Annotated in this window: 18 protein-coding genes; 11 read left to right on the forward strand and 7 right to left on the reverse strand. The window is 61.5% G+C overall.

Features of this window, described 5'->3' with window-relative positions:
- Positions 1 to 26: 26 nt before the first annotated feature.
- From xylA to G9X67_RS33685, 5 genes are all read right to left on the reverse strand, one after another.
- The gene (xylA, locus tag G9X67_RS33665; protein WP_138333252.1) at positions 27 to 1,337 is read right to left on the reverse strand and encodes a xylose isomerase; all 1,311 of its coding nucleotides are present in this window, start codon (positions 1,335 to 1,337) and stop codon (positions 27 to 29) included.
- A gap of 143 nt (positions 1,338 to 1,480) precedes the next feature.
- A complete protein-coding gene (gene xylB, locus G9X67_RS33670) occupies positions 1,481 to 2,935 on the reverse strand; it encodes a xylulokinase (RefSeq protein WP_171600686.1) in 1,455 nt (484 codons plus the stop codon).
- A gap of 21 nt (positions 2,936 to 2,956) precedes the next feature.
- Entirely contained in the window at positions 2,957 to 3,979 is a 1,023-nt protein-coding gene (locus G9X67_RS33675) for a LacI family DNA-binding transcriptional regulator (RefSeq protein WP_171600687.1), read from the reverse strand.
- Between the two features lie 204 nt (positions 3,980 to 4,183).
- On the reverse strand, positions 4,184 to 5,782 hold the full coding sequence (locus tag G9X67_RS33680; RefSeq protein WP_171600688.1) for a DHA2 family efflux MFS transporter permease subunit: 1,599 nt from the start codon (positions 5,780 to 5,782) through the stop codon (positions 4,184 to 4,186).
- A 27-nt stretch (positions 5,783 to 5,809) separates the two neighbouring features.
- On the reverse strand, positions 5,810 to 7,021 hold the full coding sequence (locus tag G9X67_RS33685; protein ID WP_171600689.1) for an HlyD family secretion protein: 1,212 nt from the start codon (positions 7,019 to 7,021) through the stop codon (positions 5,810 to 5,812).
- 161 nt (positions 7,022 to 7,182) lie between these two features.
- Between G9X67_RS33685 and G9X67_RS33690 the strand changes: the two genes are divergently transcribed.
- The 5 genes from G9X67_RS33690 (at position 7,183) to lysS (ending at position 13,004) form a co-directional block, all read left to right on the forward strand.
- Positions 7,183 to 7,875: a TetR/AcrR family transcriptional regulator gene (locus G9X67_RS33690; protein ID WP_171600690.1), complete on the forward strand. Its 693-nt coding sequence runs from the start codon at positions 7,183 to 7,185 to the stop codon at positions 7,873 to 7,875.
- Between the two features lie 93 nt (positions 7,876 to 7,968).
- On the forward strand, positions 7,969 to 8,808 hold the full coding sequence (locus G9X67_RS33695) for an AraC family transcriptional regulator (protein WP_138333241.1): 840 nt from the start codon (positions 7,969 to 7,971) through the stop codon (positions 8,806 to 8,808).
- A gap of 215 nt (positions 8,809 to 9,023) precedes the next feature.
- The gene (locus G9X67_RS33700; RefSeq protein ID WP_018072717.1) at positions 9,024 to 9,773 is read left to right on the forward strand and encodes a TerC family protein; all 750 of its coding nucleotides are present in this window, start codon (positions 9,024 to 9,026) and stop codon (positions 9,771 to 9,773) included.
- Between the two features lie 245 nt (positions 9,774 to 10,018).
- Positions 10,019 to 11,485 carry a glutamate--tRNA ligase gene (gene gltX / locus G9X67_RS33705; RefSeq protein WP_138390610.1) on the forward strand — a complete coding sequence of 489 codons (1,467 nt, stop codon included), beginning with the start codon at positions 10,019 to 10,021 and terminating at the stop codon, positions 11,483 to 11,485.
- A gap of 22 nt (positions 11,486 to 11,507) precedes the next feature.
- Positions 11,508 to 13,004, forward strand: coding sequence for a lysine--tRNA ligase (gene lysS / locus G9X67_RS33710; protein WP_138390611.1), 1,497 nt, complete (start codon positions 11,508 to 11,510; stop codon positions 13,002 to 13,004).
- A 168-nt stretch (positions 13,005 to 13,172) separates the two neighbouring features.
- Here lysS and G9X67_RS33715 read toward each other — a convergent pair whose 3' ends face one another.
- Positions 13,173 to 13,925, reverse strand: a complete 753-nt coding sequence (locus tag G9X67_RS33715; protein ID WP_138390612.1) for an SDR family oxidoreductase — start codon at positions 13,923 to 13,925, stop codon at positions 13,173 to 13,175.
- Between the two features lie 132 nt (positions 13,926 to 14,057).
- On the opposite strand from G9X67_RS33715, the gene G9X67_RS33720 reads away from it, so the two are divergent.
- Positions 14,058 to 14,948, forward strand: a complete 891-nt coding sequence (locus G9X67_RS33720; RefSeq protein ID WP_171600691.1) for an AraC family transcriptional regulator — start codon at positions 14,058 to 14,060, stop codon at positions 14,946 to 14,948.
- A gap of 12 nt (positions 14,949 to 14,960) precedes the next feature.
- Here the strand turns inward: G9X67_RS33720 and G9X67_RS33725 are convergent, their stop codons facing one another.
- Positions 14,961 to 15,674 carry a hypothetical protein gene (locus G9X67_RS33725; RefSeq protein WP_171600692.1) on the reverse strand — a complete coding sequence of 238 codons (714 nt, stop codon included), beginning with the start codon at positions 15,672 to 15,674 and terminating at the stop codon, positions 14,961 to 14,963.
- Positions 15,675 to 15,853: 179 nt separating this feature from the next.
- Between G9X67_RS33725 and G9X67_RS33730 the strand changes: the two genes are divergently transcribed.
- From G9X67_RS33730 to G9X67_RS33750, 5 genes are all read left to right on the forward strand, one after another.
- Positions 15,854 to 16,762: a LysR family transcriptional regulator gene (locus tag G9X67_RS33730; RefSeq protein WP_017995223.1), complete on the forward strand. Its 909-nt coding sequence runs from the start codon at positions 15,854 to 15,856 to the stop codon at positions 16,760 to 16,762.
- A 116-nt stretch (positions 16,763 to 16,878) separates the two neighbouring features.
- Positions 16,879 to 18,039, forward strand: a complete 1,161-nt coding sequence (locus G9X67_RS33735; RefSeq protein ID WP_171600693.1) for an ABC transporter substrate-binding protein — start codon at positions 16,879 to 16,881, stop codon at positions 18,037 to 18,039.
- A gap of 213 nt (positions 18,040 to 18,252) precedes the next feature.
- Positions 18,253 to 19,239: an ABC transporter ATP-binding protein gene (locus G9X67_RS33740; RefSeq protein WP_171600694.1), complete on the forward strand. Its 987-nt coding sequence runs from the start codon at positions 18,253 to 18,255 to the stop codon at positions 19,237 to 19,239.
- Positions 19,236 to 20,198 (forward strand): ABC transporter permease, encoded by a 963-nt coding sequence (locus G9X67_RS33745; protein WP_062943981.1) that lies wholly within the window; start codon positions 19,236 to 19,238, stop codon positions 20,196 to 20,198. The genes G9X67_RS33740 and G9X67_RS33745 overlap by 4 nt, the downstream gene beginning before the upstream one ends.
- Positions 20,188 to 21,000, forward strand: a complete 813-nt coding sequence (locus tag G9X67_RS33750; protein ID WP_138333225.1) for an ABC transporter permease — start codon at positions 20,188 to 20,190, stop codon at positions 20,998 to 21,000. The genes G9X67_RS33745 and G9X67_RS33750 overlap by 11 nt, the downstream gene beginning before the upstream one ends.
- Positions 21,001 to 21,004: the final 4 nt, after the last annotated feature.

A 21,004-nucleotide genomic window follows, 5' to 3' on the forward strand; every position in this document is an offset into this window, starting at 1 on the left:
CGACCAATGGCCGCCGGCGCTGATCGTCAGACGTAACGGTTGACGACGTTCTCCAGCAGTTCCTGCTTGCCGGATCTTGGCTGCGGGTTCACGTCGTGGCTCTCGACATAGTGGGTGATCTCACCCAGCGAATACTCGCCGCGGAAGAGCTTCTGCGCCTCGGCGGATTCCCAGCCGGCATAACGATCGGCGAGCGGCTGCGACAGAGCCTTGTCCTCGATCATCTTGGCGGCGGCCTTCAGGCCGCGGGCGCAGCAATCCATGCCGCCGATATGGCCGATCAGCAGGTCCGCCGGGTCGAGAGACTGACGGCGCAGCTTCGAGTCGAAATTGGTGCCGCCGGTCTTGAAGCCGCCGCCTGCCAGAACATGGTAGTAGGCGAGCGCCATTTCGGGAACATTGTTCGGGAACTGGTCGGTATCCCAGCCGGACTGGTAGTCGTTGCGGTTCATGTCGATCGAACCGAAGATGCCGAGCGCATTGGCAAGCGCCAGCTCGTGCTCGAAGGAGTGGCCGGCAAGGATCGCGTGGCCCTGCTCGATATTGAGCTTCACCTCGTTTTCAAGGCCGTGCTTCTTGAGGAAGCCATAGACGGTCGCGACGTCGTAATCATACTGATGCTTGGTCGGCTCCTGCGGCTTCGGCTCGATCAGGATTGTGCCCTTGTAGCCGATCTTGTGCTTGTATTCGACGACGAGGTTGAGGAAGCGGCCGAGCTGGTCGAGCTCGCGGCCGATATCGGTGTTGAGCAGCGTCTCGTAACCTTCGCGGCCGCCCCAGAGCACGTAGTTTTCGCCGCCGAGCTTCTGCGTGGCATCGATGCAGGTCTTTACCGTCGCGGCTGCGAAAGCGAAGACATCGGGATCCGGATTGGTCGCAGCGCCCGACATATAGCGGCGGTGGGAGAAGAGGTTCGCCGTGCCCCAGAGCAGCTTGGTGCCGGTTGCGGCCTGCTTCTCGGCGAAATAATCGACGATCTCGTTGAGGTTTTTAGTGTTCTCGGCAAAAGTCTTGCCTTCCGGACGCACGTCGGCGTCATGGAAGCAATAGTAGGGCGAGCCGAGCAGCGAGAAGAATTCGAAGGCGACGTCGGCCTTGAGCTTGGCGGCCTTCATCGTGTCCTCGAACCATGGACGCAGGAAGGTCTGCCCGCCGAAGGGATCGCCGCCCGGCCAGGTGAAGGTGTGCCAGTAGGCCACCGCAAAGCGCAGATGGTCTTCCATGCGCTTGCCCATGACGATCTCGTCCGGCTGGTAATGGCGGAAGGCCAGCGGATTGGTGCTGTCGGGGCCTTCGTATTTTACTTTCTGGATATCGCCGAAAAATCCGGTGCTCATGTTGGTTCTCCTTGGGTTCGTATCTTTTCGAAGTTCTGAATTGTTGGCCTACGCCAGAGCCCCTCATCCGCTTGCCGGCACCTTCTTCCGAGGGGAGAAGGTGGCCCGTAGGGTCGGATGCGGGGGCCGCTGGGCTCCAGTTCTCAATGCGCCAGCGACTTGATCGCCGGATAAAGCGCCCGATAACGCTTGTAGGCATCCTCGTAAGCGCCGCTGAGTGCCGACGCCGGCTCGATCGTGCCTGCCGTCACCGGCGGCGTGCAGACCGCAATCGGATCCGCGCGCGTTGCCGCAATCAGGCCGAGGCGGGCGGCACCAAAGGCCGCGCCGAAATCGCCGTCAGCCGGCAGGTCGACCGGAACGCCGAGTGCGGTCGCGATCGACGCCAGCCAGTAACGCGAGCGCGAACCGCCGCCGATCGCCGTGACCCGGGATATGTCGGTGCCGGCCGAACGCAGCGCTTCGAGATTGTCGCGGATGGCGAAGGCGACGCCTTCGAGCACCGCCTGGGTAAGAACGACACGGCTGCTTTCATGTTCAAGGCCGATGAAGGCGCCGCGGATGACGGCATCATTATGCGGCGTGCGCTCGCCGGAGAGATAGGGCAGGAAGGTGACGCCGGTGGGAGCCTTCAGCGTCTCGCCGAGTTCGCCGGTGAGATCGGCGGCCGATTTGCCGGTCACGCCGGAATGCCAGTTGAGCGCGTCGGTCGCCGACAGAATGACGCCCATCTGGTGCCAGGTGTTCGGCAGCGCGTGGCAGAAGGCATGCACGGCGCTTTCCGGCTTCGGCAAATAGGAACCGTTGGCGGCAAAAAGCACGCCTGATGTGCCGAGCGAGACGAAGGCGGCGCCATCGCTGACCGTGCCCATGCCGCAGGCCGAGGCCGCATTGTCGCCGGCACCACCCGCAACGACGACATCACCTGATACACCCCATTGCGCCGCCAGTTCGGACCGCAGCTTGCCGGCCTGCTCGGTGCCTTCGACGAGCGCCGGCATCTGCTCCTCGGAAAGGTTGGTGGCGGCCAGCAGTTCGGAGGACCAGGCGCGCTTGCCCGTGTCGAGCCAGGAGGTGCCGGCCGAATCCGACATTTCCGAGATATAGTCGCCGGTCAGCCAGAGACGCAGATAGTCCTTCGGCAGAAGCACCTTGGCGATCTTGGCGAAGACATCGGGCTCATGCTTCTCGATCCAGGCGAGCTTCGGCGCCGTAAAGCCGGGGAAGACGATGTTGCCGGTGAGCGCGCGAAAGCGCGGATCGGCATCGAGTGCTGCGGCCTCGACGTAGCTGCGCGTGTCGTTCCAGAGGATGCACGGGCGCAGCACCTTGTCGGTCGCATCGATGAGCGTTGCGCCATGCATCTGGCCGGAAAGGCCGATGCCCTTGACCGCCGCCAGCTCCTTCGGATGTTTTGCCTTGAGGCCGGCGACAGCCTCTTCCGTGGCGCGCACCCAGTGGGCCGGCTCCTGCTCCGACCAACCGGAATGCGGACGCGACACGTCGAGCGAACCGTTGGCCGAGCCGACGATCTTCTGATCACCGTCGATCAGCATCGCCTTGACGCCGGAGGTTCCGAGATCGAGACCCAGATACATGTGGTATTTCTCCCTTTGCCGTTACGGCAGATTGTCTTTCAGGAATATGTCGAGGCGGATGCGCTCCTGCGCTTCGATGACGGCAAGCCCGTCCGCCTTGGCTTTCAGCACGCGGATGGCGCTACGCACCTCATGGCCGGCATCCTGGTTGAGGATCGCATCGATCGTATTGTCGATCAGTGCTGCGCGCGTATGGGCGGTCAGCTCGTGGGCAATCACGGTCAGTATGCGATCGACGGCCTTCTCCTTCAGCGCCCGGATCAGCCCGCGATTGCCGGCGCCGAGGCTGTAGACGCCAATGATGCTGGCATTCCCGAGCGCGTCGGCAACGAGCCTGTGGGCGACCTCCGGGTCGTCGCGGCCTTCGAGAACCGGCAGGATCGCAAGATCGGGAAATTCCTCGGCCATGACAGCGGTGAAGCCCTCCAGCCGCTCGCGATGGTCTCGCACCAGCATGGAACCGGCGAGCACGGCGATTTCGCCCTTTCGCGGCCCGAGGAATCGTCCGAGCAGGCGGGCGGCTGTGCGGCCGGCGGCGATATTGTCGACGCCGGCATAGTGATGGCGCAGCGACCCCGTGAGATCGGAAACCAGGGTGACGACGGGAAAGCGCTCGCGCACTAGCCTGTCGACGGCGGCGCGTACTTCGGGCGCATCGGTCGCAACCAGCGCAATGCCGCAGGGCTTTTCCCGGGAAAGCTCTTCGAGCACGGAGACGAGGGCGGCCGGATCGAAGGCCGGCACCTCGATGGTGCGGATATCGGTGCGCTCGGCCGACGATCGGAGGACTGCCTGGCGGATCTCGGCATTGAGCCCGTGCATGAAGGAATTATCGCTTGCCGGAAGGATGAAGACCAGCGGATAGGTGCGGCCCTTGGCAAGATTGGCGGCGGCGACGTCTCTGACATAACCGAGCTCGCGGATCGCGGTCTCGACCTTTTCCCGCGTGACGTGGCGCACACCGGGACGTTGGTTGAGAACCCGGTCGACAGTCGCCAGACTGACACCGGCGGCGGCGGCGATATCGTGAACGGTTGGCCTCATCATTCCTCCTGACGAGACCATTAGCGCCAATTTTGATGTACGTAAATCAAAAAATCGAACGGGCGGGTTTCCGCATCGTTTTCCCGGCATGTTCGCTTCGGACCGATCCGGTGGCGATGATCGACCTGATGACATAGCGGCCTGGAAACGGCAAACAAAAAGGCCCTCCGAAGAGGGCCTTTTCAAGGGGCGGCAGGCCGGAGGTCAGTGGCCGCCACCGCCTCCCCCGCCTTGCGGCGCGGGTTTCTTGATCATGGCGACACCGAGGATCATGGCAAGGAAGAGTGCGGTCAGGATCAGGAACACGTCACTGAAGGAAAGAATGATCGCCTGTTTGGTGGCAAGGCCGACCATCTGCTTGATCGCAACCGAGGCGCCATCCATGCCATAGGTGTTGAAGTTGGCGGCCATGTTGTTCATCTGGTCGATCGCTGCCGGATTGCCCCAGTCCATATTCTCCCGCAACCGCTCGTAGTGCACGTCCTGCCGGTTGGTCAGCACGGTATTGATGACGGCAAGGCCGACGGCGCCGCCGAGATTTCTGGTCAGATTGAACAGGCCCGACGCGCCGCGGATGCGCGAGGGCGGCATCGTGCCGAGCGCGATGTTGTTGATCGGCACCATGCACATCATCAGCCCGAAGCCGCGCAGGATCTGCGGGATGAAGAGCTCGTAGAAATCCCAATCCGCCGTCAGATGCATCATGATGAAGGTGCCGGCGGCGAAGCTGACGAAGCCGATCACCATCATCAGGCGCAGATCCATCTTGGTCGACAGCCGGCCGGCGATCGGCGCGGTGAAGAACATCGCAAGCCCGGAGACGAACATCGTCTCGCCGATCATCAGTGAATCATAACCGCGGATGCGCCCGAGATAGACCGGATAGATATAGGTGAGACCATAGAGGCCGATGCCCATGACGAAGGAAAACACCGAGCCGAAGGAGAAATTCCGGTTCGAAAAGGCCTTGAGGTCGACAACGGGGAAATCCACCGTGAAGGCGCGATAGAAGAAGACGATGGCTGCAACGCCGGAGGCAACCGCTGCGATGGTGATGAAACTGTCGTTGAACCAGTCGTTCGAATTGCCCTCTTCGAGCACATATTCCAGCGCGCCAAGGAAGACACCCATCGAGATCAGACCCCACCAGTCGAACTTCTTGAAGAGCGACAGTTCCGGCTTGTCGAAATCGATGAAGTTCCAGGTGACGATCGTGACGATGATGCCGGGCACGATGTTGACGAGGAACAGCCAGTGCCAGGAAAAGGCATGGCTGAGATAACCGCCGACGGTCGGGCCGATGGTCGGCGCCAGCGTCGCAATCAAGCCGATGATCGGCGAGACGATGCTGCGCTTCGACGGCGGGAAGATGGTGAAGGCTGCCGCAAACACCGACGGGATCATGCCGCCGCCGATGAAGCCCTGGATGACCCGGTAGACGATCATCTGGTCGATATTCGTCGCCGTCGCGGCAAGCGCGCTCGCCATGGTGAAGCCGGCGGCCGAGATCGCGAAAAGATAGCGCGTCGAGATGATGCGCGCCAGCGTACCCGAAAGCGGGATCATGATCACTTCTGCGATCAGATAGGACGTCTGCACCCAGCCGATCTCGTCGCTGCCGGCCGAAAGGCCGGCCTGGATCTCCGCAAGCGAGGCCGAGACGATCTGGATGTCGAGGATCGACATGAACATGCCGAGCACCATCGCGAAGAAGGCGATGAGCTTCTTCGGATCCATGCGCTCGTCGGCATGGGCGGGTGCCGTCGGCATCGTTCCCGCCGTTGCTGTCGCGCTCCCGGCCATCAGATCACCTCTGCCTTTCCTGAAGGCTTACTTGCTCGGCGCAGTACGGGTGTCGACGTCGACGACGACGCTCAGGCCCGCGCGCAGACGGCCGCTGTCGAGCGCATCCTGCGGCAGCGCGATACGCACCGGCACGCGCTGGATCACCTTGGTGAAGTTGCCGGTGGCGTTTTCCGGTGGCAGCAGCGAAAAGACCGAGCCGGAAGCCGGCGAGATCGATTCGACGGTGCCGACGATCGGATGATCGCTATAGGCATCGACTTGGACGTTGACCTTCGAGCCCGGCACCAGATGCTGGATCTGCGTTTCCTTGAAATTGGCGTCGATATAGAGCTGGCGCACCGGAACGAGCGCCATCAGGCGCTGGCCGGGAGAAACGAGGTCGCCTTCCTGGACGGAGCGGTTGCCGACAATGCCGTCATAAGGCGCCTTGAGCACGGTGAAGGAGAGGTCACGGACGGCCTTGTCGCGCGAGATCTCAAGCGAACGGACCGAGCCTTCGGCTTCCTTGCGCTGAGCCCGGAGAATGGTGATGTTGGCCTGTGCGGCGGTGATGTTGGCGTCGCCGCCGGCAAGATTGGCCTTGGCCTGGTCGAGGGCGATATTGGCGTTGTCGAGATCGGCGGCGGTGCCGACCGACTTCGCCTGAAGGTCGGTCTGGCGCTTCTGGGTGATCTCGGCACCCCGAACGGCCGCTTCGAGTGCCACCTTCTGCGCCTGCGCCTGCACGAGGCTCGCATTCGCACCTTCGATCTGCGCGTCGATACGCTGCAGCGAAAGCTGTTCGGTGACGATCTGGGCCTGGGCCAAGTCGAGGGCGTTCTGATAATCGCCGTTATCAAGCGTGGCAAGCACGTCGCCCGCTTTGACTTCCTGGTTGGCGACAACGTTCACCTTCGCGACGTAGCCCGTGACCTTCGGCGAAATCGTTGCGATATCGCCTTCGATATAGGCGTCGTCTGTCGACACCATGAAGCGGCCGTTCGTCCACCATTCGTAACCATACCAGCCGCCGCCCGCGAGAAGGGCAAGCACGACGATCGGCAGCACCGGGCTGCGGCGCTTCTTCGCAGCCGCGGGTGCGGCGACCGAAGCCGGTGCCGACTGTGCAGGAGCAGAGGGAACTTCGCGGGCTTCCGCCGTCGGAGCTTCTACAGCCGCGACCTCGGCCTTGACCTCTTCGGTCCCGGCGTTTTCGCTGACGATACGCGCGACGTTGCTCTTCTGGTTGCTCGACATAGCCACTTTACCGATCTGGAGTAAATAATCGAACTGAACGGTTCGGTTCAGTTCAGTTCAGTTGACTTAAACCTGTTTTATCGCCATATCAAGATGTATAGAACCAATCGGTTCGATTTCTTTTAGAGAACATGCGAAACCGTCAACACAGTTAAGAGGACATGACGCTGAAACCCGACCACGCCGCCGTATTCAGTCCTCCCGCTGCCGGAGGCCGATTTGCCGCAGGCGAAGATCCGGCCAAGCGCCAGCAGATTCTCGCCGGCGCCAAGCGCGTCTTCATGAAGATGGGGTTCGACGCCGCCAGCATGAACGACGTGACCCGCGAGGCCGGAGTCTCCAAGGGAACGCTCTACGTCTATTTCACCAACAAGGAAGAACTGTTTTCGGCGATGATCGAGACCGAGCGCGCCGCCTTCGTGGCGGCCGTGCGCACGGCGCTTGCCGAACATGACGACCCCGAAGCCGGCCTGTACGAATTCGGGATAAGCTTCGTCACCCATATGACCGATGAAAAGGTCATCAGCGCGATGCGCACCGTTCTCGGCGTTCGCGACCGCATGCCGGTGCTCTGTCAACGCTTCTTCAAAGGCCCGGAAAACCTGCGCACCATCATGCGCGATTTCCTGGAACGCCACATCGCCGAAGGCGCACTTGAGATCGACGACATCGATCTGGCCGCCGGTCAATTTCTCGATCTCGCCAGCGGTAGTTTCTTCAAGCTCCGCCTGTTCGGAAGCATGGAAGAGCCGCCGCCGCGTGACGAAATCGAGCGCGTCATCCGCGGCGCCATCCGGGTCTTCATGGCCGCCTACGGCGCACGCCGGCACGAGACCGTCAGACCGCATCCTTGACCGCCGCGTTCCATCGGCCAAAATTCCGCAATAGCGATCAAATCCGGTTGCCGGCTTTTCTTTAAGGAAGAAGCCGCAACCAGGAGAATAAGGATGAGCGCCGTCGGACGGGCGATCTGGTTCATCGAGAGCCATTTCGAAAGCGATATATCGCTGGAAGAGATATCGGAAGCAGCCGGATTGTCGCGCTACCATCTGTCGCGCGTCTTCGGGCTCGTCACCGGTCACTCGATCAGCGGCTATATAAGAGGGCGCCGCCTCAGCCGCGCCGTGCCGGCGTTGGTCGGCGGTTCATCCACCATTCTCGAGGTTGCGCTTTGCGCCGGCTACGGCTCGCACGAAGCCTTCACCCGTGCCTTCCGCGACCAGTTCGGCATGACGCCGGATGCGGTGCGCAGACAGGGGCACGCCCGTAACCTTACCTTGCTGGAGCCGATCAGAATGGACCCCGCCCACCTCAACGACATCGAACCGCCCCGCTTCGAAACCCTTCAACCGATGCTGTTTGCCGGCTTGCAGGAGACCTACCCCTATGGCGGCAATGCCGCCATCCCCTCCCTCTGGCAGGAATTCAATGCCCATTTCGGTCATATCTCCGGCCAGAAAGGCAACGTCGCCTACGGCATCTGCACCCATATCGATGGTGAAGCAGAGAAATTCCGCTATATGGCCGCGGTCGAAATTTCCGATGCCGGCGATCTGCCGGCCGATTTTGCAACGCTCAAGCTTCCAGGCCAGCGTTACGTCGTCTTTGCTCATCGTGGCCATGTATCCGGCATTCCGGCGACGATGAACCGGATATTTGGCGCATGGTGGCCGACCTCCGGCCTGGAGCACGGCGAGACACCCGACATGTTCGAACGCTACGACGAGCGCTTCGACCCCTATACCGGCATGGGCGTCACCGAAATCTGGTTGCCGATCAGAGCATGATACCGAAAAGTGCGAGCGGTTTTCGGACGACATCCTGCTCTAACTCTTTAATTTAGAGCAGGATTCAAATTTAAGGCCGACCCGGCCTTAAATCCTGTTCTAGGGAATAAAAGTCACATCGGTTTCGTATACCCCCTTGCGGCGCTTGCCTGGAAGGCCGGCGACATTACATTGCGAGCGTCATTACTCATGTGACGCAAAGGGGATATATGCTGATGCAGGAAATCATGACGCTCATTCAGGATCCGGCCGCCTGGGTGGCGCTCATCACGCTGGTGGTGATGGAAGTCGTTCTCGGGATCGACAACCTGATCTTCATTTCCATTCTCACCAACAAACTGCCGCCCGAGCACCGGGAGAAGGCCCGCAAGATCGGCATCGGTCTTGCGCTCGTCATGCGTCTCGCCCTGCTCGGCACCATCGCCTGGATCGTGCAACTGACCGAACCGCTGTTTGAAGCTTTCGGCCACGGCTTCTCCTGGAAGGACCTGATCCTGATTGCCGGCGGTCTGTTCCTCGTCTGGAAGGCCACCAAGGAAATCCACCACAGCGTCGATCCGGAAGATCACGGCGAGGACTTCATCGCAAGTTCGGCCACGACAGGCTTTGCATCGGCCATCGGCCAGATCCTGCTGCTCGACCTCGTCTTCTCCGTCGACAGCATCATCACTGCCGTCGGCATGACGCCACATCTGCCGATCATGGTGGTCGCCGTCGTCGCCGCCGTCACCGTCATGCTTGTTGCCGCGACCCCGCTTGCCAACTTCATCGAGAGGAACCCGACGATCGTCATGCTGGCGCTCGCCTTCCTGCTGATGATCGGCACGACGCTGATCGCCGAAGGCATGGGCTTCCATGTGCCGAAGGGCTACGTCTACGCCGCCATGGCCTTCTCGGCGCTGGTCGAGGTGCTGAACATGTTCGCGCGCAACGCCCGCAAGCGAAAACGCGACGCCGCGCATTGAGGCTTGGGCTGGAGGGCGCGGCGGAACCGGCGCGCCCTCACGCATTGCCATCAGGCCATTCCTGGCGTGTTTTTCTTGACGCGCCCGGTTGAATATGGCCTAAGGCCAGCCGAACGGACGATCGGCGGATAGTGCGGGCGCATGCCCTTTTTCCGGCCGGTTTGCCGATGAAGCTATCTGCATCCTTCCGGCCGTGCGTCGCTTTCCCATGAAAGCCGTCCGGCATTCATTGACGGGCACACACAATGACAGTTTCCGGGACAGCTACCGGCGTCCGCGTCCGCATCGCTCCCTCGCCGACCGGCGAGCCGCATGTCGGCACCGCTTACATCGCTCTTTTCAACTACCTTTTTGCCAAGAAGCATGGCGGCGAGTTCATCCTGCGCATCGAGGATACCGATGCGACGCGCTCGACCCCGGAATTCGAAACGAAGGTGTTGGACGCCCTGAAATGGTGCGGGCTGGAATGGAAGGAAGGCCCTGATATCGGCGGCCCCTACGGCCCCTATCGCCAGTCCGACCGCAAGGAAATGTACCAGCCTTACGGGCAGGAATTGCTGGACAAGGGCCATGCCTTCCGCTGTTTCTGCACACCCGCGCGGCTGGAGCAGATGCGCGAAACCCAGCGCGCCGCCGGCAAGCCGCCGAAGTACGATGGTCTCTGCCTGAATCTTGCGGCCGAGGAAGTCACCTCGCGTATGGCCGCCGGCGAGACGACCGTCATCCGCATGAAGATCCCGGCCGAAGGCTCCTGCGACTTCACGGACGGCGTCTACGGCGATGTCTCCATTCCGTGGGATTCGGTCGACATGCAGGTGCTCGTCAAGGCCGACGGCATGCCGACCTATCACATGGCCAACGTCATCGACGACCATCTGATGAAGATCACCCATGTGGCGCGCGGCGAGGAATGGCTGGCTTCGGTGCCGAAGCACATCCTGCTTTATCGCTATTTCGACTGGGATCAGCCGGTCTTCATGCATCTGTCGCTGATGCGCAATGCCGACAAGTCGAAGCTGTCGAAGCGCAAGAACCCGACCTCGATCTCCTATTACTCCGCGCTCGGCTATATCCCAGAAGCGCTGATGAACTTCCTCGGCCTGTTCTTCATCCAGATCGCCGAGGGCGAAGAGCTCCTGACGATGGACGAGCTCTCCGAGAAGTTCGACCCGGCAAACCTCTCCAAGGCCGGTGCGATCTTCGACATTCAAAAGCTCGACTGGCTGAACGGCCGCTGGATCCGCGAGAAGCTCTCCGAGGAGGAATTCCAGGTGCGTGTGCTGACCTGGGCGATGGAAAACGACCGCCTGAAGGAAGGTCTGCGCCTATCGCAGACACGCATTTCCAAGCTCGGCGAGTTGCCCGATCTTGCCGGCTTCCTGCTGAAGTCCGATCTTGGCCTGCAGCCTTCCGACTTCGCCAAGATCAAGTCGCCGCCGGAAGAGATCCTGGAGATCCTCAACACCGTTCAGCCGGATCTCGAAAAGATCCTGGAATGGAACGTCGAGACGATCGAGGCGGAGCTGCGCGCGATCGCCGACCGCATGGGCAAGAAGCTGAAGGTCGTGGTCTCGCCGCTCTTCGTCGCCGTGTCCGGCTCGTCGCGCTCGCTGCCGCTCTTCGATTCCATGGCAATCCTCGGCCGGTCGGTCGTGCGTCAGCGCCTGAAGCTCGCCTCGCAGGCGGTCGCCGCCCTCGTCGGCTCGAAGTAAGAACAGTCAGAGGATTTCGACAATGGCTGACAACAAGACTGAAAACACCCTTTCCTCCGACGCGACGGAAGTGCGCGCTCAGAAGCTGAAGCTGCTGCGCGAGCAGGTCGGCGAGGTCTATCCGGCGCATTTCCACCGCACGATGACCAATGCCGAGCTCATCGCGAAGTACGAGAATCTGGAACCTGACGTCGAGACGCAGGATGTCGTCACTGTCGCCGGCCGCGTATACTCGTCGCGCAACTCTGGCATGTTCATGGACATCCACGATGCCGGCGGCAAGATCCAGATTTTCAGTCACAAGGACACGACCCCGGAAGAAGCCCGTGCGCTGCTGCCGATGATCGACATCGGCGACATCATCGGCGTCACCGGCATCGTACGCCGCACCAAGCGCGGCGAATTGACGATCAATGCCCAGAAGATCGAGATGCTGACCAAGTCGCTGCTGCCGATGCCGGAAAAGTGGCATGGCCTCTCCGACATCGAGCTGCGCTATCGCAAGCGCCATCTCGACATCATGACCAACGAGGATTCGAAGCTCCGCTTCCAGCAGCGCTCGAAGATCCTCTCCGGTATCCGCCGCTTCATGGAAAATGACGGCTTCATGGAAGTCGAGACACCGATGCTGCATTCGGTCTATGGCGGCGCCACCGCCGAGCCGTTCAAGACGCATCACAACACGCTGAAGCTCGACATGTACCTGCGCATCGCGCCGGAACTGTTCCTGAAGCGCACGCTGGTCTCGGGGCTGACCGACAAGGTCTTCGAGATCAACCGGAACTTCCGTAACGAGGGCGTTTCCACCCGGCACAATCCGGAATTCACCATGATGGAGTGTTACTGGGCCTATGCCGACTACGAGGACATCATGGACCTCGTCGAGCGGCTGTTCGAAAGCTTGGCGCTTTCCATTCACGGCACGACGGAATTTCCCTTCGGCGACAAGACCATGTCCTTCAAGGGCCCGTTCAAGCGCGTGCCGATGCCGGACGCCGTCAAGGAAGCGACTGGTATCGACTTCCGGGCCATCAAGACGGATGAAGAGGCCCGCGCCGCCGCCAAGGCTGCCGGCTTCGCGGTCGAGAAGGATTGGACCTGGGGTGAATGCCTCGCCTTCATCTTCGAAGAGAAGGTCGAGCAGACGCTGATCCAACCCTCGCACGTTACGCATTTCCCGAAGGATATTTCGCCTTTCGCCAAGGAAGTGCCGGGCGAGCCGCGCCTGGTCGAGCGTTTCGAGACCTATTGCAATGCCTGGGAACTCGGCAACGCCTTCTCGGAACTCAACGATCCCGAAGAGCAGCGCCGCCGCATGGTCGAGCAGCTCGAACAGGCGCATGCCCGCGGCGAAAAGGAAAAGCAGCTGGACGAGGAATTCCTCGACGCGATCGACCAGGGCATGCCGCCGGCAGGTGGCCTCGGCATCGGCGTCGACCGTCTCATCATGCTTCTGACCAATGCGCCGTCGATCCGCGACGTCATCCTCTTCCCGGCCCGCCGCAGCAAAACCGACTGAGAACAACATTCTTTAAATGAAAAACGGAGCGCCCGAAAGGACGCTCCGTTTTGTTTTAGGCAGACTGGTGAAAAACCGAGCCGATGGACCAAGACACTGTCAGCCGGCCCTTCAACCGGAATGACGTTATTTCGTTGGCTTGTGTCATGATCGCGCTCGTCACCACACTCAGATCATGTAGCCGCCGGCGACCTCGATCGTCTGCGCATTGATCCATGCGCCGTCGTCGGACGCGAGCATGGCGATGACGCGGCCGACATCCTCGGCTTCGCCGATACGGCCGAGAGCCGTCTGTGAGGCAAGCAACGCGGCGAACTCCGGGTTCTTGTCCAGTGCAGCGTCGGCAAGATTGGTGCGGATAGGACCGGGCGAGATAGCATTGGCGCGGATCCTGCGATCGCCGAACTCCTTCGCCTGATAGCGGGTCAACGTCTCAAGTCCGGACTTGAGGGCTGCATAGGGTGCAACACCTGCTGTTGCGACGCGAACGGAAGCGCTCGTTACATTGAGGATCACGCCGCCATCGACCATCAGCGGCAACAAGACCTGCGTCAGGAAGAACGGCCCTTTCAGGTGGACATTCATCAGAGCGTCGAACTGGCCCGTCGTCACCGTCTCCATGAGATTGAACATGCCGAAACCGGCATTGTTGACGAGGCAATCGAACGTATCCCGGCCCCAATAAGTGGAAAGCAGCCTTTTGACCTCCGCCACGAAGGCCGGAAAGCTGTCGGCATCACCGACATCGAGGGCAAGCGCAACGGCCTGACCGCCTTCTGCCTTGATCGCGGCGATGACTTCATCCGCACCTGGTTTGTGGCTGTTATAGGTGAGGATGACACCCATGCCGCGCCTTGCGCATTCCTGCGCTGCCGATTGACCAATGCCGCGGCTGCCGCCGGTAATGATTGCGATTTTCATTTCTGTCTCCTTTGCTTCGATGGCCGGAAGCTATGGGAAACAGCCGGCCTGCACTCCGCCGGAAACTGCCTCGTTCTTGCCTATTCCTGCTTTTGCCTTGCGCCGTGTCACTTGCTGGGTCAGGATTTCGCCATGCAAACAATGCTCGAAGAGATGCGCCGCTTGACGGCCCACGCTGAAAACCGCCCGACGGAAACCGGCATACCCGGTATCCTGATGGTCAAGGGGGAGATCCCCGAACACAAGCTCGGCGCCGTTTATGAGCCGATGGTCAACTTGATCCTTGATGGCAGCAAGACGCTGACGATCGCCGGTCAGGACTATTATTACGATTCAGCGAGCTACTTCGTGATATCGATCGATGTGCCGGCGACGGGCATGGTGCAGCAGGCAGGTCCCGACCGACCCTATATCGGCGTCAGCCTATCGCTCGACCCGGCAAAGGTCGCAGCGCTTCTCCTGGATCTTACGCCGCAATCCTACCAGGAGGAACAAACCGGCGGCTATTCCGTCTGTCGCATGACGCCGGAACTTCTGGGTGCCTGGCTGAGGATGCTGCTACTCATGGAGCGCCCGCAGGATATCCCTGCCCTTGCCCCGGCCTACGAACGCGAAATCCTCTATCGCGTGCTGCAGGGACCGCAGGGCTGGATGCTGCGCGATATCGCAGCACCCGATAGCGCCCTGTCGCGGATACGGCTCGCCATTCGCTGGGTTCGCGAGCACTATGCCGAAGCGGTCGAGGTCGAAAAACTCGCCGCCCTCACCGCCATGAGCGTCTCGGCCTTTCATCGCCATTTCAAGGCTGTGACGGCGATGAGCCCGATCCAGTTCCAGAATCGTATCCGCCTGCTGCAGGCCCGCCAGCTTCTGATTTCCCAATCCGGAAACGCCTCCTCGGTCGCCTACTCGGTGGGCTACGAGAGCGCCTCGCAATTCACCAGGGAATATGCACGTTTCTTCGGCCAGCCGCCGGCGCGCGACGCCTCGCTGATAAGGGAAAATATCAGGCCTGCCGCCTGATTTTTTTCGGGTTTAGTGCCCGCTCTTGGCCGACGGTTCCTCTGCGGGAGTGGCTGCATCCTTGGCAGCCTGCTCCTGACCAGACGGTCCCTTGGTCTCCGGCGCTGCGCCGTGTCCGCCGGCTGCTGCCTTGCCCTCACTCTTCGTCGAGCCAACCGCAACCGGGTCGACGCAATCCTCGGGGTCCTTGAAGGCGGCGCTGATCATGGCGACCTCGTCGAACGGCATCTCTATGCGCTCGCCGAAGAACAGCCCGTTTTCGCTGGCCTTGCCGTCGTAGTAGCGCGCTGTATAGGACTTGTCGTCGAGGCCGGGGACGGTCTTGTCGGGATGCGGGATATAGACGACATCGGCGCCGATCGCCCGGCCGCGAATGTCGGCGCGCAACGTCGGTCCGTTCTCGTCGAGCACCACCACCTGCACCAGATCCGGCTTCTGCGCGGCATAAACCGCCTGAGCGACACGAAGCGCGGTCTTGACGCGCGTCATCCCGTCGGTCGGTTCGGTCTTGATGTATTTGCGCACCCAGACATGATCCTGCTTGCGGATCGTCACCAGGTTGACGTCACTGCATTCGAGCCCGTAGCCACCACCAGTTGCACCGATCAACCTGTCCTTGCCGACATAGACCGCCGCACCGCCGGACACGCCCATGAGAAGAGCGACTCCACCGATGATGATTGCCAATTTCCGGGAAGGCCGGAATATGCGCAGTAAGGCCTTCACGCCAACTGCTCCGCCATCTGAAACTCCAACGCAGGACAAGTGCTGAGAAAGCTAAGGAAATGACGTTTCCGAAAGTTTAAGTGGGCATGCGAAGCCCGCTCCATTTTAGGAAAATACCAAAAAAGGTCCGCTTTTTCCGACCGCTTGCCACGGCCCGTTCCGCCATGCTCTAAAACCCCATGGCCTTCACGCTTCGCCAGGTTCAATATTTTGTCGCCGTCGCCGAACAGGGTTCGGTGACGCGAGCCGCACAGAACCTTTCGATCTCGCAATCCTCGGTGACGGAAGCGCTGAAGGAGCTCGAAACCGACCTCGGCGTCGCGCTCTTCGAGCGCCATCCGCGCGGCCTGACAATCACCCATAACGGCCACCAGTTCCTACGTCATGCGACGAAGATCCTGGCCTCCGTCTCCGATGCACGGACCAGCTTTTCCGGCCAACAAAGCGCCCTCTCCGGCACATTGAACATCGGCGTCACCTCGCTTGTCGCCGGCTATGTGCTCTCCGATCTCCTGGCGCGATACCGGCGCGCCTGTCCGGGCATCGAGGTCAGCGCCATCGAGGACAATGGCGGTTACCTCGAACATCTCCTGGTCGGCGGCGAATTGGATGTCGCCGTGATGGTGATATCAAACCTGCGCGACCGCATGGCGCTGCAGGCGGAAATCCTCGAAACTTCGCCCTATCGACTATGGCTGCCGATGGGCCATCCGCTGGTGTCGGCCGACATCATCTCGGTCGCTGACATCGCCCGCGAACCGCTGATCATGCTGACGGTTGACGAAATCGAGGAGAACACCGGCAAGCTGCTCTCAGCGCTCGGCGCCCGCCCGCATGTTGCCTTCCGCACCCGCTCGGTGGAGGCGGTGCGCAGCCTGGTTGCAACAGGCGCCGGCGTGGCCCTGCTTCCCGATCTGGTCTACCGACCATGGTCGCTGGAAGGCGACCGCATCGAGAGCCGGGACGTCTCGGGATCGCTGCCGGTCGTCCAGGTCGGCATGGTCTGGCGCAAGGGCTCCAGCCTGCCGCAGGCGGCGCGCGACTTCGTCGGTATCGCCGAAAGCTTGCGGTCCGGCCGCATCCGCTGATATCGGAATTTCCGATATCGTCTTTCTGATAAATGAATTTGCGAAAGCGGCTTTTTCGCGTCACCTTTTCATCCGGGAACAAACCGCCACAGAAGTGGCAAACCGGGAGACGGATGATGACGAATCTGTTGAAATCCTGCACGGCAGCGCTCGCCTGCCTGAGCTTCGCGACGCAGGGAATCGCCGCTGAACCGCTGAAGGCCTTGGGCAAAGGCGAAGGTGCGGTCAGCATCGTCGCCTGGGCCGGCTATATCGAACGCGGCGAAACCGACAAAAATTACGATTGGGTCACCGATTTCGAAAAGGAGAGCGGCTGCAAGGTTTCCGTCAAGACCGCCGCCACCTCGGATGAAATGGTGTCGCTGATGAACGAGGGCGGCTTCGACTTGGTCACGGCATCGGGCGACGCCTCGCTCCGCCTCATCGCCGGCAAGCGTGTCCAGCCGATCAACACCGATCTGATCCCGAGCTTCAAGACCGTCGACGAGCGTCTGCAGAACGGACCGTGGTATACGGTCGGCGGCGTGCATTACGGCGTTCCCTATCTCTGGGGGCCGAACGTGCTGATGTACAATACCGATGCCTTCAAGGACAAGGCGCCGACCAGCTGGAACGTCGTCTTCGAGGAGCAGACGCTGCCCGACGGCAAGTCGAACAAGGGCCGCGTCCAGGCCTATGACGGCGCGATCTACATCGCCGACGCCGCCATGTATCTGATGGCCCACAAGCCGGATCTCGGCATCAAGGACCCCTACGAGCTGAACGAGGACCAGTACAAGGCCGCCCTCGACCTGTTGCGCGGCCAGCGCAAGCTCATCTCCCGCTACTGGCACGATGCAATGATCCAGATCGACGACTTCAAGAACGAAGGCGTCGTCGCCTCCGGCTCCTGGCCTTTCCAGGTGAACCTGCTGCAGGCCGACAAGCAGAAGATCGCCTCCACCTTCCCGGATGAAGGCGTCACCGGCTGGGCGGACACCACCATGCTGCACGCCGACAGCGAACATCCGAACTGCGCCTATATGTGGATGGAACATTCGCTGAAGGCCAAGGTCCAGGGTGATGCTGCCGCCTGGTTCGGCGCCGTGCCCTCCGTTCCTGCGGCCTGCAAGGGCAACGAGCTGATGGGCGATAGCGGCTGCGCCACCAACGGCTTCGATCACTTCGACAAGATCAAGTTCTGGAAGACCCCGGTCGCCAAATGCACGACACAGAGCGAGTGCGTGCCGTACCATCGCTGGGTGTCGGATTATATTGGCGTGATCGGCGGACGGTGAACCGGGCCGGTCCACTTGGGTAAAGTCCCTCCCCAACGCCTTCCCACAAGGGAGGGCCTTGAATGGCACCGTCGAATCCTGCCGAAACACCAAGGTATTTGCAAATGGGTACGGCAGGTTAAGCCCCTCCCCCTCGTGGGGAGGGGTTTGGGGCGGGGTCGCATAAACCCAAGACCGCAGCCTCTCGAAAAGCAAAGAAGCCGGAGCCCCCCAATGACGTCAGCCGTCCGTTTCCAGCAGGTGTCGCGCCATTTCGGCCAGGTTCGCGCCGTCGACGGCGTCGATCTCGAGATCGCGCCCGGCGAATTCTTTGCCATGCTCGGGCCATCCGGCTCGGGCAAGACGACGTGCCTGCGATTGATCGCCGGCTTCGAACAGCCGACCGCGGGCCATATCCAGATCTTCGGCGAGACGGCTGACGGCGTTCCGCCCTATCGCCGCAACGTCAACACCGTGTTCCAGGACTACGCGCTCTTTCCGCATCTGAATATCCTCGACAATGTTGCCTATGGGCTGATGGTCAAGGGCGTCGGCAAGGTGGAGCGGATGAAGGCGGCAGGCGATGCCCTCGAGCTCGTCAAGCTGCCGGGCTACGGCGCCCGCCGCCCCGGCCAACTGTCCGGCGGCCAGCGGCAGCGCGTGGCGCTCGCCCGCGCGCTCGTCAACAAACCGAAAGTGCTGCTGCTCGATGAGCCGCTCGGTGCGCTCGACCTGAAGCTGCGCGAGCAGATGCAGGAAGAATTGAAGAGCCTGCAGCGCGCGCTCGGCATCACCTTCGTCTTCGTTACCCACGATCAAGGCGAGGCGCTGTCCATGGCCGACCGCGTCGCCGTCTTCAACGATGGCAACATCGTCCAGCAAGGCACGCCGCAGGATATCTACCGCTGCCCGAAGACCCGCTTCGTTGCCGATTTCGTCGGCTCGTCGAACGTCATCGCGCCTGAGCAGATGGCCTTGCTCGGCGGCGAGAAACGCTGGGCGAGCCTGCGCCCCGAGGCGATCCGGCTGGCAAGCGACGGCGTCGAGGCAAAAGTCGAAAGTGCAAGTTTCCTCGGCGCCGCCACGCGTCTCAGCGTCGATCTCAAGGGCAGCCGGCTGCATGTCATGCTGCCGGCGGGCGCGCCGGTGCCGGATGTCGGCGCCGGTATCCGCCTTGCCTGGCAACCGGCCGATATCCACTACATGGATGATGCGGCATGACGGCGCTCACCATCACAGGCGGCAAGACATCGATCCTTCCGGGGCGTGGCGGTTTCTTCGGCCAACTGTCGGATGCCTTCTGGCGGCACCCGAAGCTGCTGCTCTTCCTGATGCTGACGCCGCCGCTGCTCTGGCTCGGCATCATCTATATCGGTTCACTGATAGCCCTGCTTCTGCAGAGCTTCTTCTCGATCGACGATTTCTCCGGGCTGGTGAATACCGAATTCACCCTGTCGACCTATGCCCAGCTGCTGAATCCTGCGAATTTCGACATCATCATCCGCACCCTCGTCATGTCGGCGCTGGTCACGCTCGCTGCCGCTCTGATCGGCTTCCCGATCGCTTACTATGCGGCGCGTTATGCGCAAGGCAAATGGAAGGCGCTCTTCTATCTCGGCGTCATGCTGCCGCTCTGGTCGAGCTATCTCGTCAAGATCTACGCCTGGAAGCTGATCCTCGCCAAGGAAGGCATCCTCACCTGGATCTTCGAGAAGCTCCATCTCGCCTGGCTGCTTGACGCGACCCTGAACCTGCCCGTCATCGGCGGCAATTCGCTTTCGGTGAGTTACCTCGGCACCTTCATCGTCTTCGTCTATATCTGGCTTCCCTACATGATCCTGCCGACACAGGCGGCCCTCGAGCGTGTGCCCGGCAACCTGATCGAGGCCTCGGCGGATCTCGGCGCCACGCCGCGCCAGACCTTCCGCACCGTGCTCCTGCCCTTGGCGCTCCCCGGCATCGTCGCTGGCTCGATCTTCACCTTCTCACTGACATTGGGTGATTACATCATCCCGCAGATCATCGGCTCGTCCAGGCTCTTCATCGGCCAGGCGGTTTATGCCCAGCAGGGAACGGCCGGCAATGTGCCGCTCGCCGCCGCCTTCTCCGTCGTGCCGATCGTCATCATGGCACTTTATTTGTCGCTCGCCAGGAAATTGGGGGCGTTCGATGCGCTCTGACCTCAAGAGATCGCCGCTGCCCCTGAAGATCGCCGCTGCCATCGGGCTGCTCTTCCTGCACCTGCCGATCCTGCTGATCTTCGTCTACGCCTTCACGACGGAGGAGAAGAGCTATCAATGGCCGCCGCCCGGGCTGACGCTGCAATGGTTTGCCGTCGCCTGGAACCGGCCGGACGTCTGGTCAGCACTCAGCCTTTCCGTGCAGGTCGCCGTTATCGCCACGGCGATCGCGCTGGTCCTCGGCACGCTCTGTGCCGCAGCCGTCAGCCAGACGAAGTTCTTCGGCCGCGAGGCGATCTCGCTGCTGGTCATCCTGCCGATCGCCCTTCCCGGCATCATCACCGGCATTGCGCTCCGCTCCGCCTTCAGCCTGTTCGACATCCCCTTTTCGGTCTGGACGATCGTGCTCGGCCACGCCACTTTCTGCGTGGTCGTCGTCTACAACAATGCGGTCGCCCGCTTCCGCCGCACCTCCGGCTCACTGATCGAGGCCTCGATGGATCTCGGCGCCGACGGCTTTCAGACCTTCCGCCATGTCATACTGCCGAATATCGGGACCGCCCTTCTGGCCGGCGGCATGCTTGCCTTCGCGCTGTCTTTCGACGAGGTAATCGTCACCACCTTCACCGGCGGCCAGCAATCGACCTTGCCGATCTGGATGCTCGAAGAACTCATCCGCCCGCGCCAGCGCCCCGTCACCAATGTGGTCGCCATGGTCGTGGTGCTCGTCACCTTCCTGCCGATCCTGGCAGCCTATTACCTCACCCGCGATGGCGACCAGATCGCCGGCGCTGGCAAATAAAAGG

Origin of the sequence: Rhizobium sp. WYCCWR 11152 (assembly GCF_013087615.1) — a bacterium.
Lineage (GTDB): Bacteria > Pseudomonadota > Alphaproteobacteria > Rhizobiales > Rhizobiaceae > Rhizobium > Rhizobium indicum.

Bases quoted from the DNA above. Each gene is read 5' to 3' on its own strand.
- xylA (WP_138333252.1), bottom strand. From the start codon at position 1,337: ATGAGCACCGGATTTTTCGGCGATATCCAGAAAGTAAAATACGAAGGC.
- xylB (WP_171600686.1), bottom strand. From the start codon at position 2,935: ATGTATCTGGGTCTCGATCTCGGAACCTCCGGCGTCAAGGCGATGCTG.
- G9X67_RS33675 (WP_171600687.1), bottom strand. From the start codon at position 3,979: ATGAGGCCAACCGTTCACGATATCGCCGCCGCCGCCGGTGTCAGTCTG.
- G9X67_RS33680 (WP_171600688.1), bottom strand. From the start codon at position 5,782: ATGGCCGGGAGCGCGACAGCAACGGCGGGAACGATGCCGACGGCACCC.
- G9X67_RS33685 (WP_171600689.1), bottom strand. From the start codon at position 7,021: ATGTCGAGCAACCAGAAGAGCAACGTCGCGCGTATCGTCAGCGAAAAC.
- G9X67_RS33690 (WP_171600690.1), top strand. From the start codon at position 7,183: ATGACGCTGAAACCCGACCACGCCGCCGTATTCAGTCCTCCCGCTGCC.
- G9X67_RS33695 (WP_138333241.1), top strand. From the start codon at position 7,969: ATGAGCGCCGTCGGACGGGCGATCTGGTTCATCGAGAGCCATTTCGAA.
- G9X67_RS33700 (WP_018072717.1), top strand. From the start codon at position 9,024: ATGCAGGAAATCATGACGCTCATTCAGGATCCGGCCGCCTGGGTGGCG.
- gltX (WP_138390610.1), top strand. From the start codon at position 10,019: ATGACAGTTTCCGGGACAGCTACCGGCGTCCGCGTCCGCATCGCTCCC.
- lysS (WP_138390611.1), top strand. From the start codon at position 11,508: ATGGCTGACAACAAGACTGAAAACACCCTTTCCTCCGACGCGACGGAA.
- G9X67_RS33715 (WP_138390612.1), bottom strand. From the start codon at position 13,925: ATGAAAATCGCAATCATTACCGGCGGCAGCCGCGGCATTGGTCAATCG.
- G9X67_RS33720 (WP_171600691.1), top strand. From the start codon at position 14,058: ATGCAAACAATGCTCGAAGAGATGCGCCGCTTGACGGCCCACGCTGAA.
- G9X67_RS33730 (WP_017995223.1), top strand. From the start codon at position 15,854: ATGGCCTTCACGCTTCGCCAGGTTCAATATTTTGTCGCCGTCGCCGAA.
- G9X67_RS33735 (WP_171600693.1), top strand. From the start codon at position 16,879: ATGACGAATCTGTTGAAATCCTGCACGGCAGCGCTCGCCTGCCTGAGC.
- G9X67_RS33740 (WP_171600694.1), top strand. From the start codon at position 18,253: ATGACGTCAGCCGTCCGTTTCCAGCAGGTGTCGCGCCATTTCGGCCAG.
- G9X67_RS33745 (WP_062943981.1), top strand. From the start codon at position 19,236: ATGACGGCGCTCACCATCACAGGCGGCAAGACATCGATCCTTCCGGGG.
- G9X67_RS33750 (WP_138333225.1), top strand. From the start codon at position 20,188: ATGCGCTCTGACCTCAAGAGATCGCCGCTGCCCCTGAAGATCGCCGCT.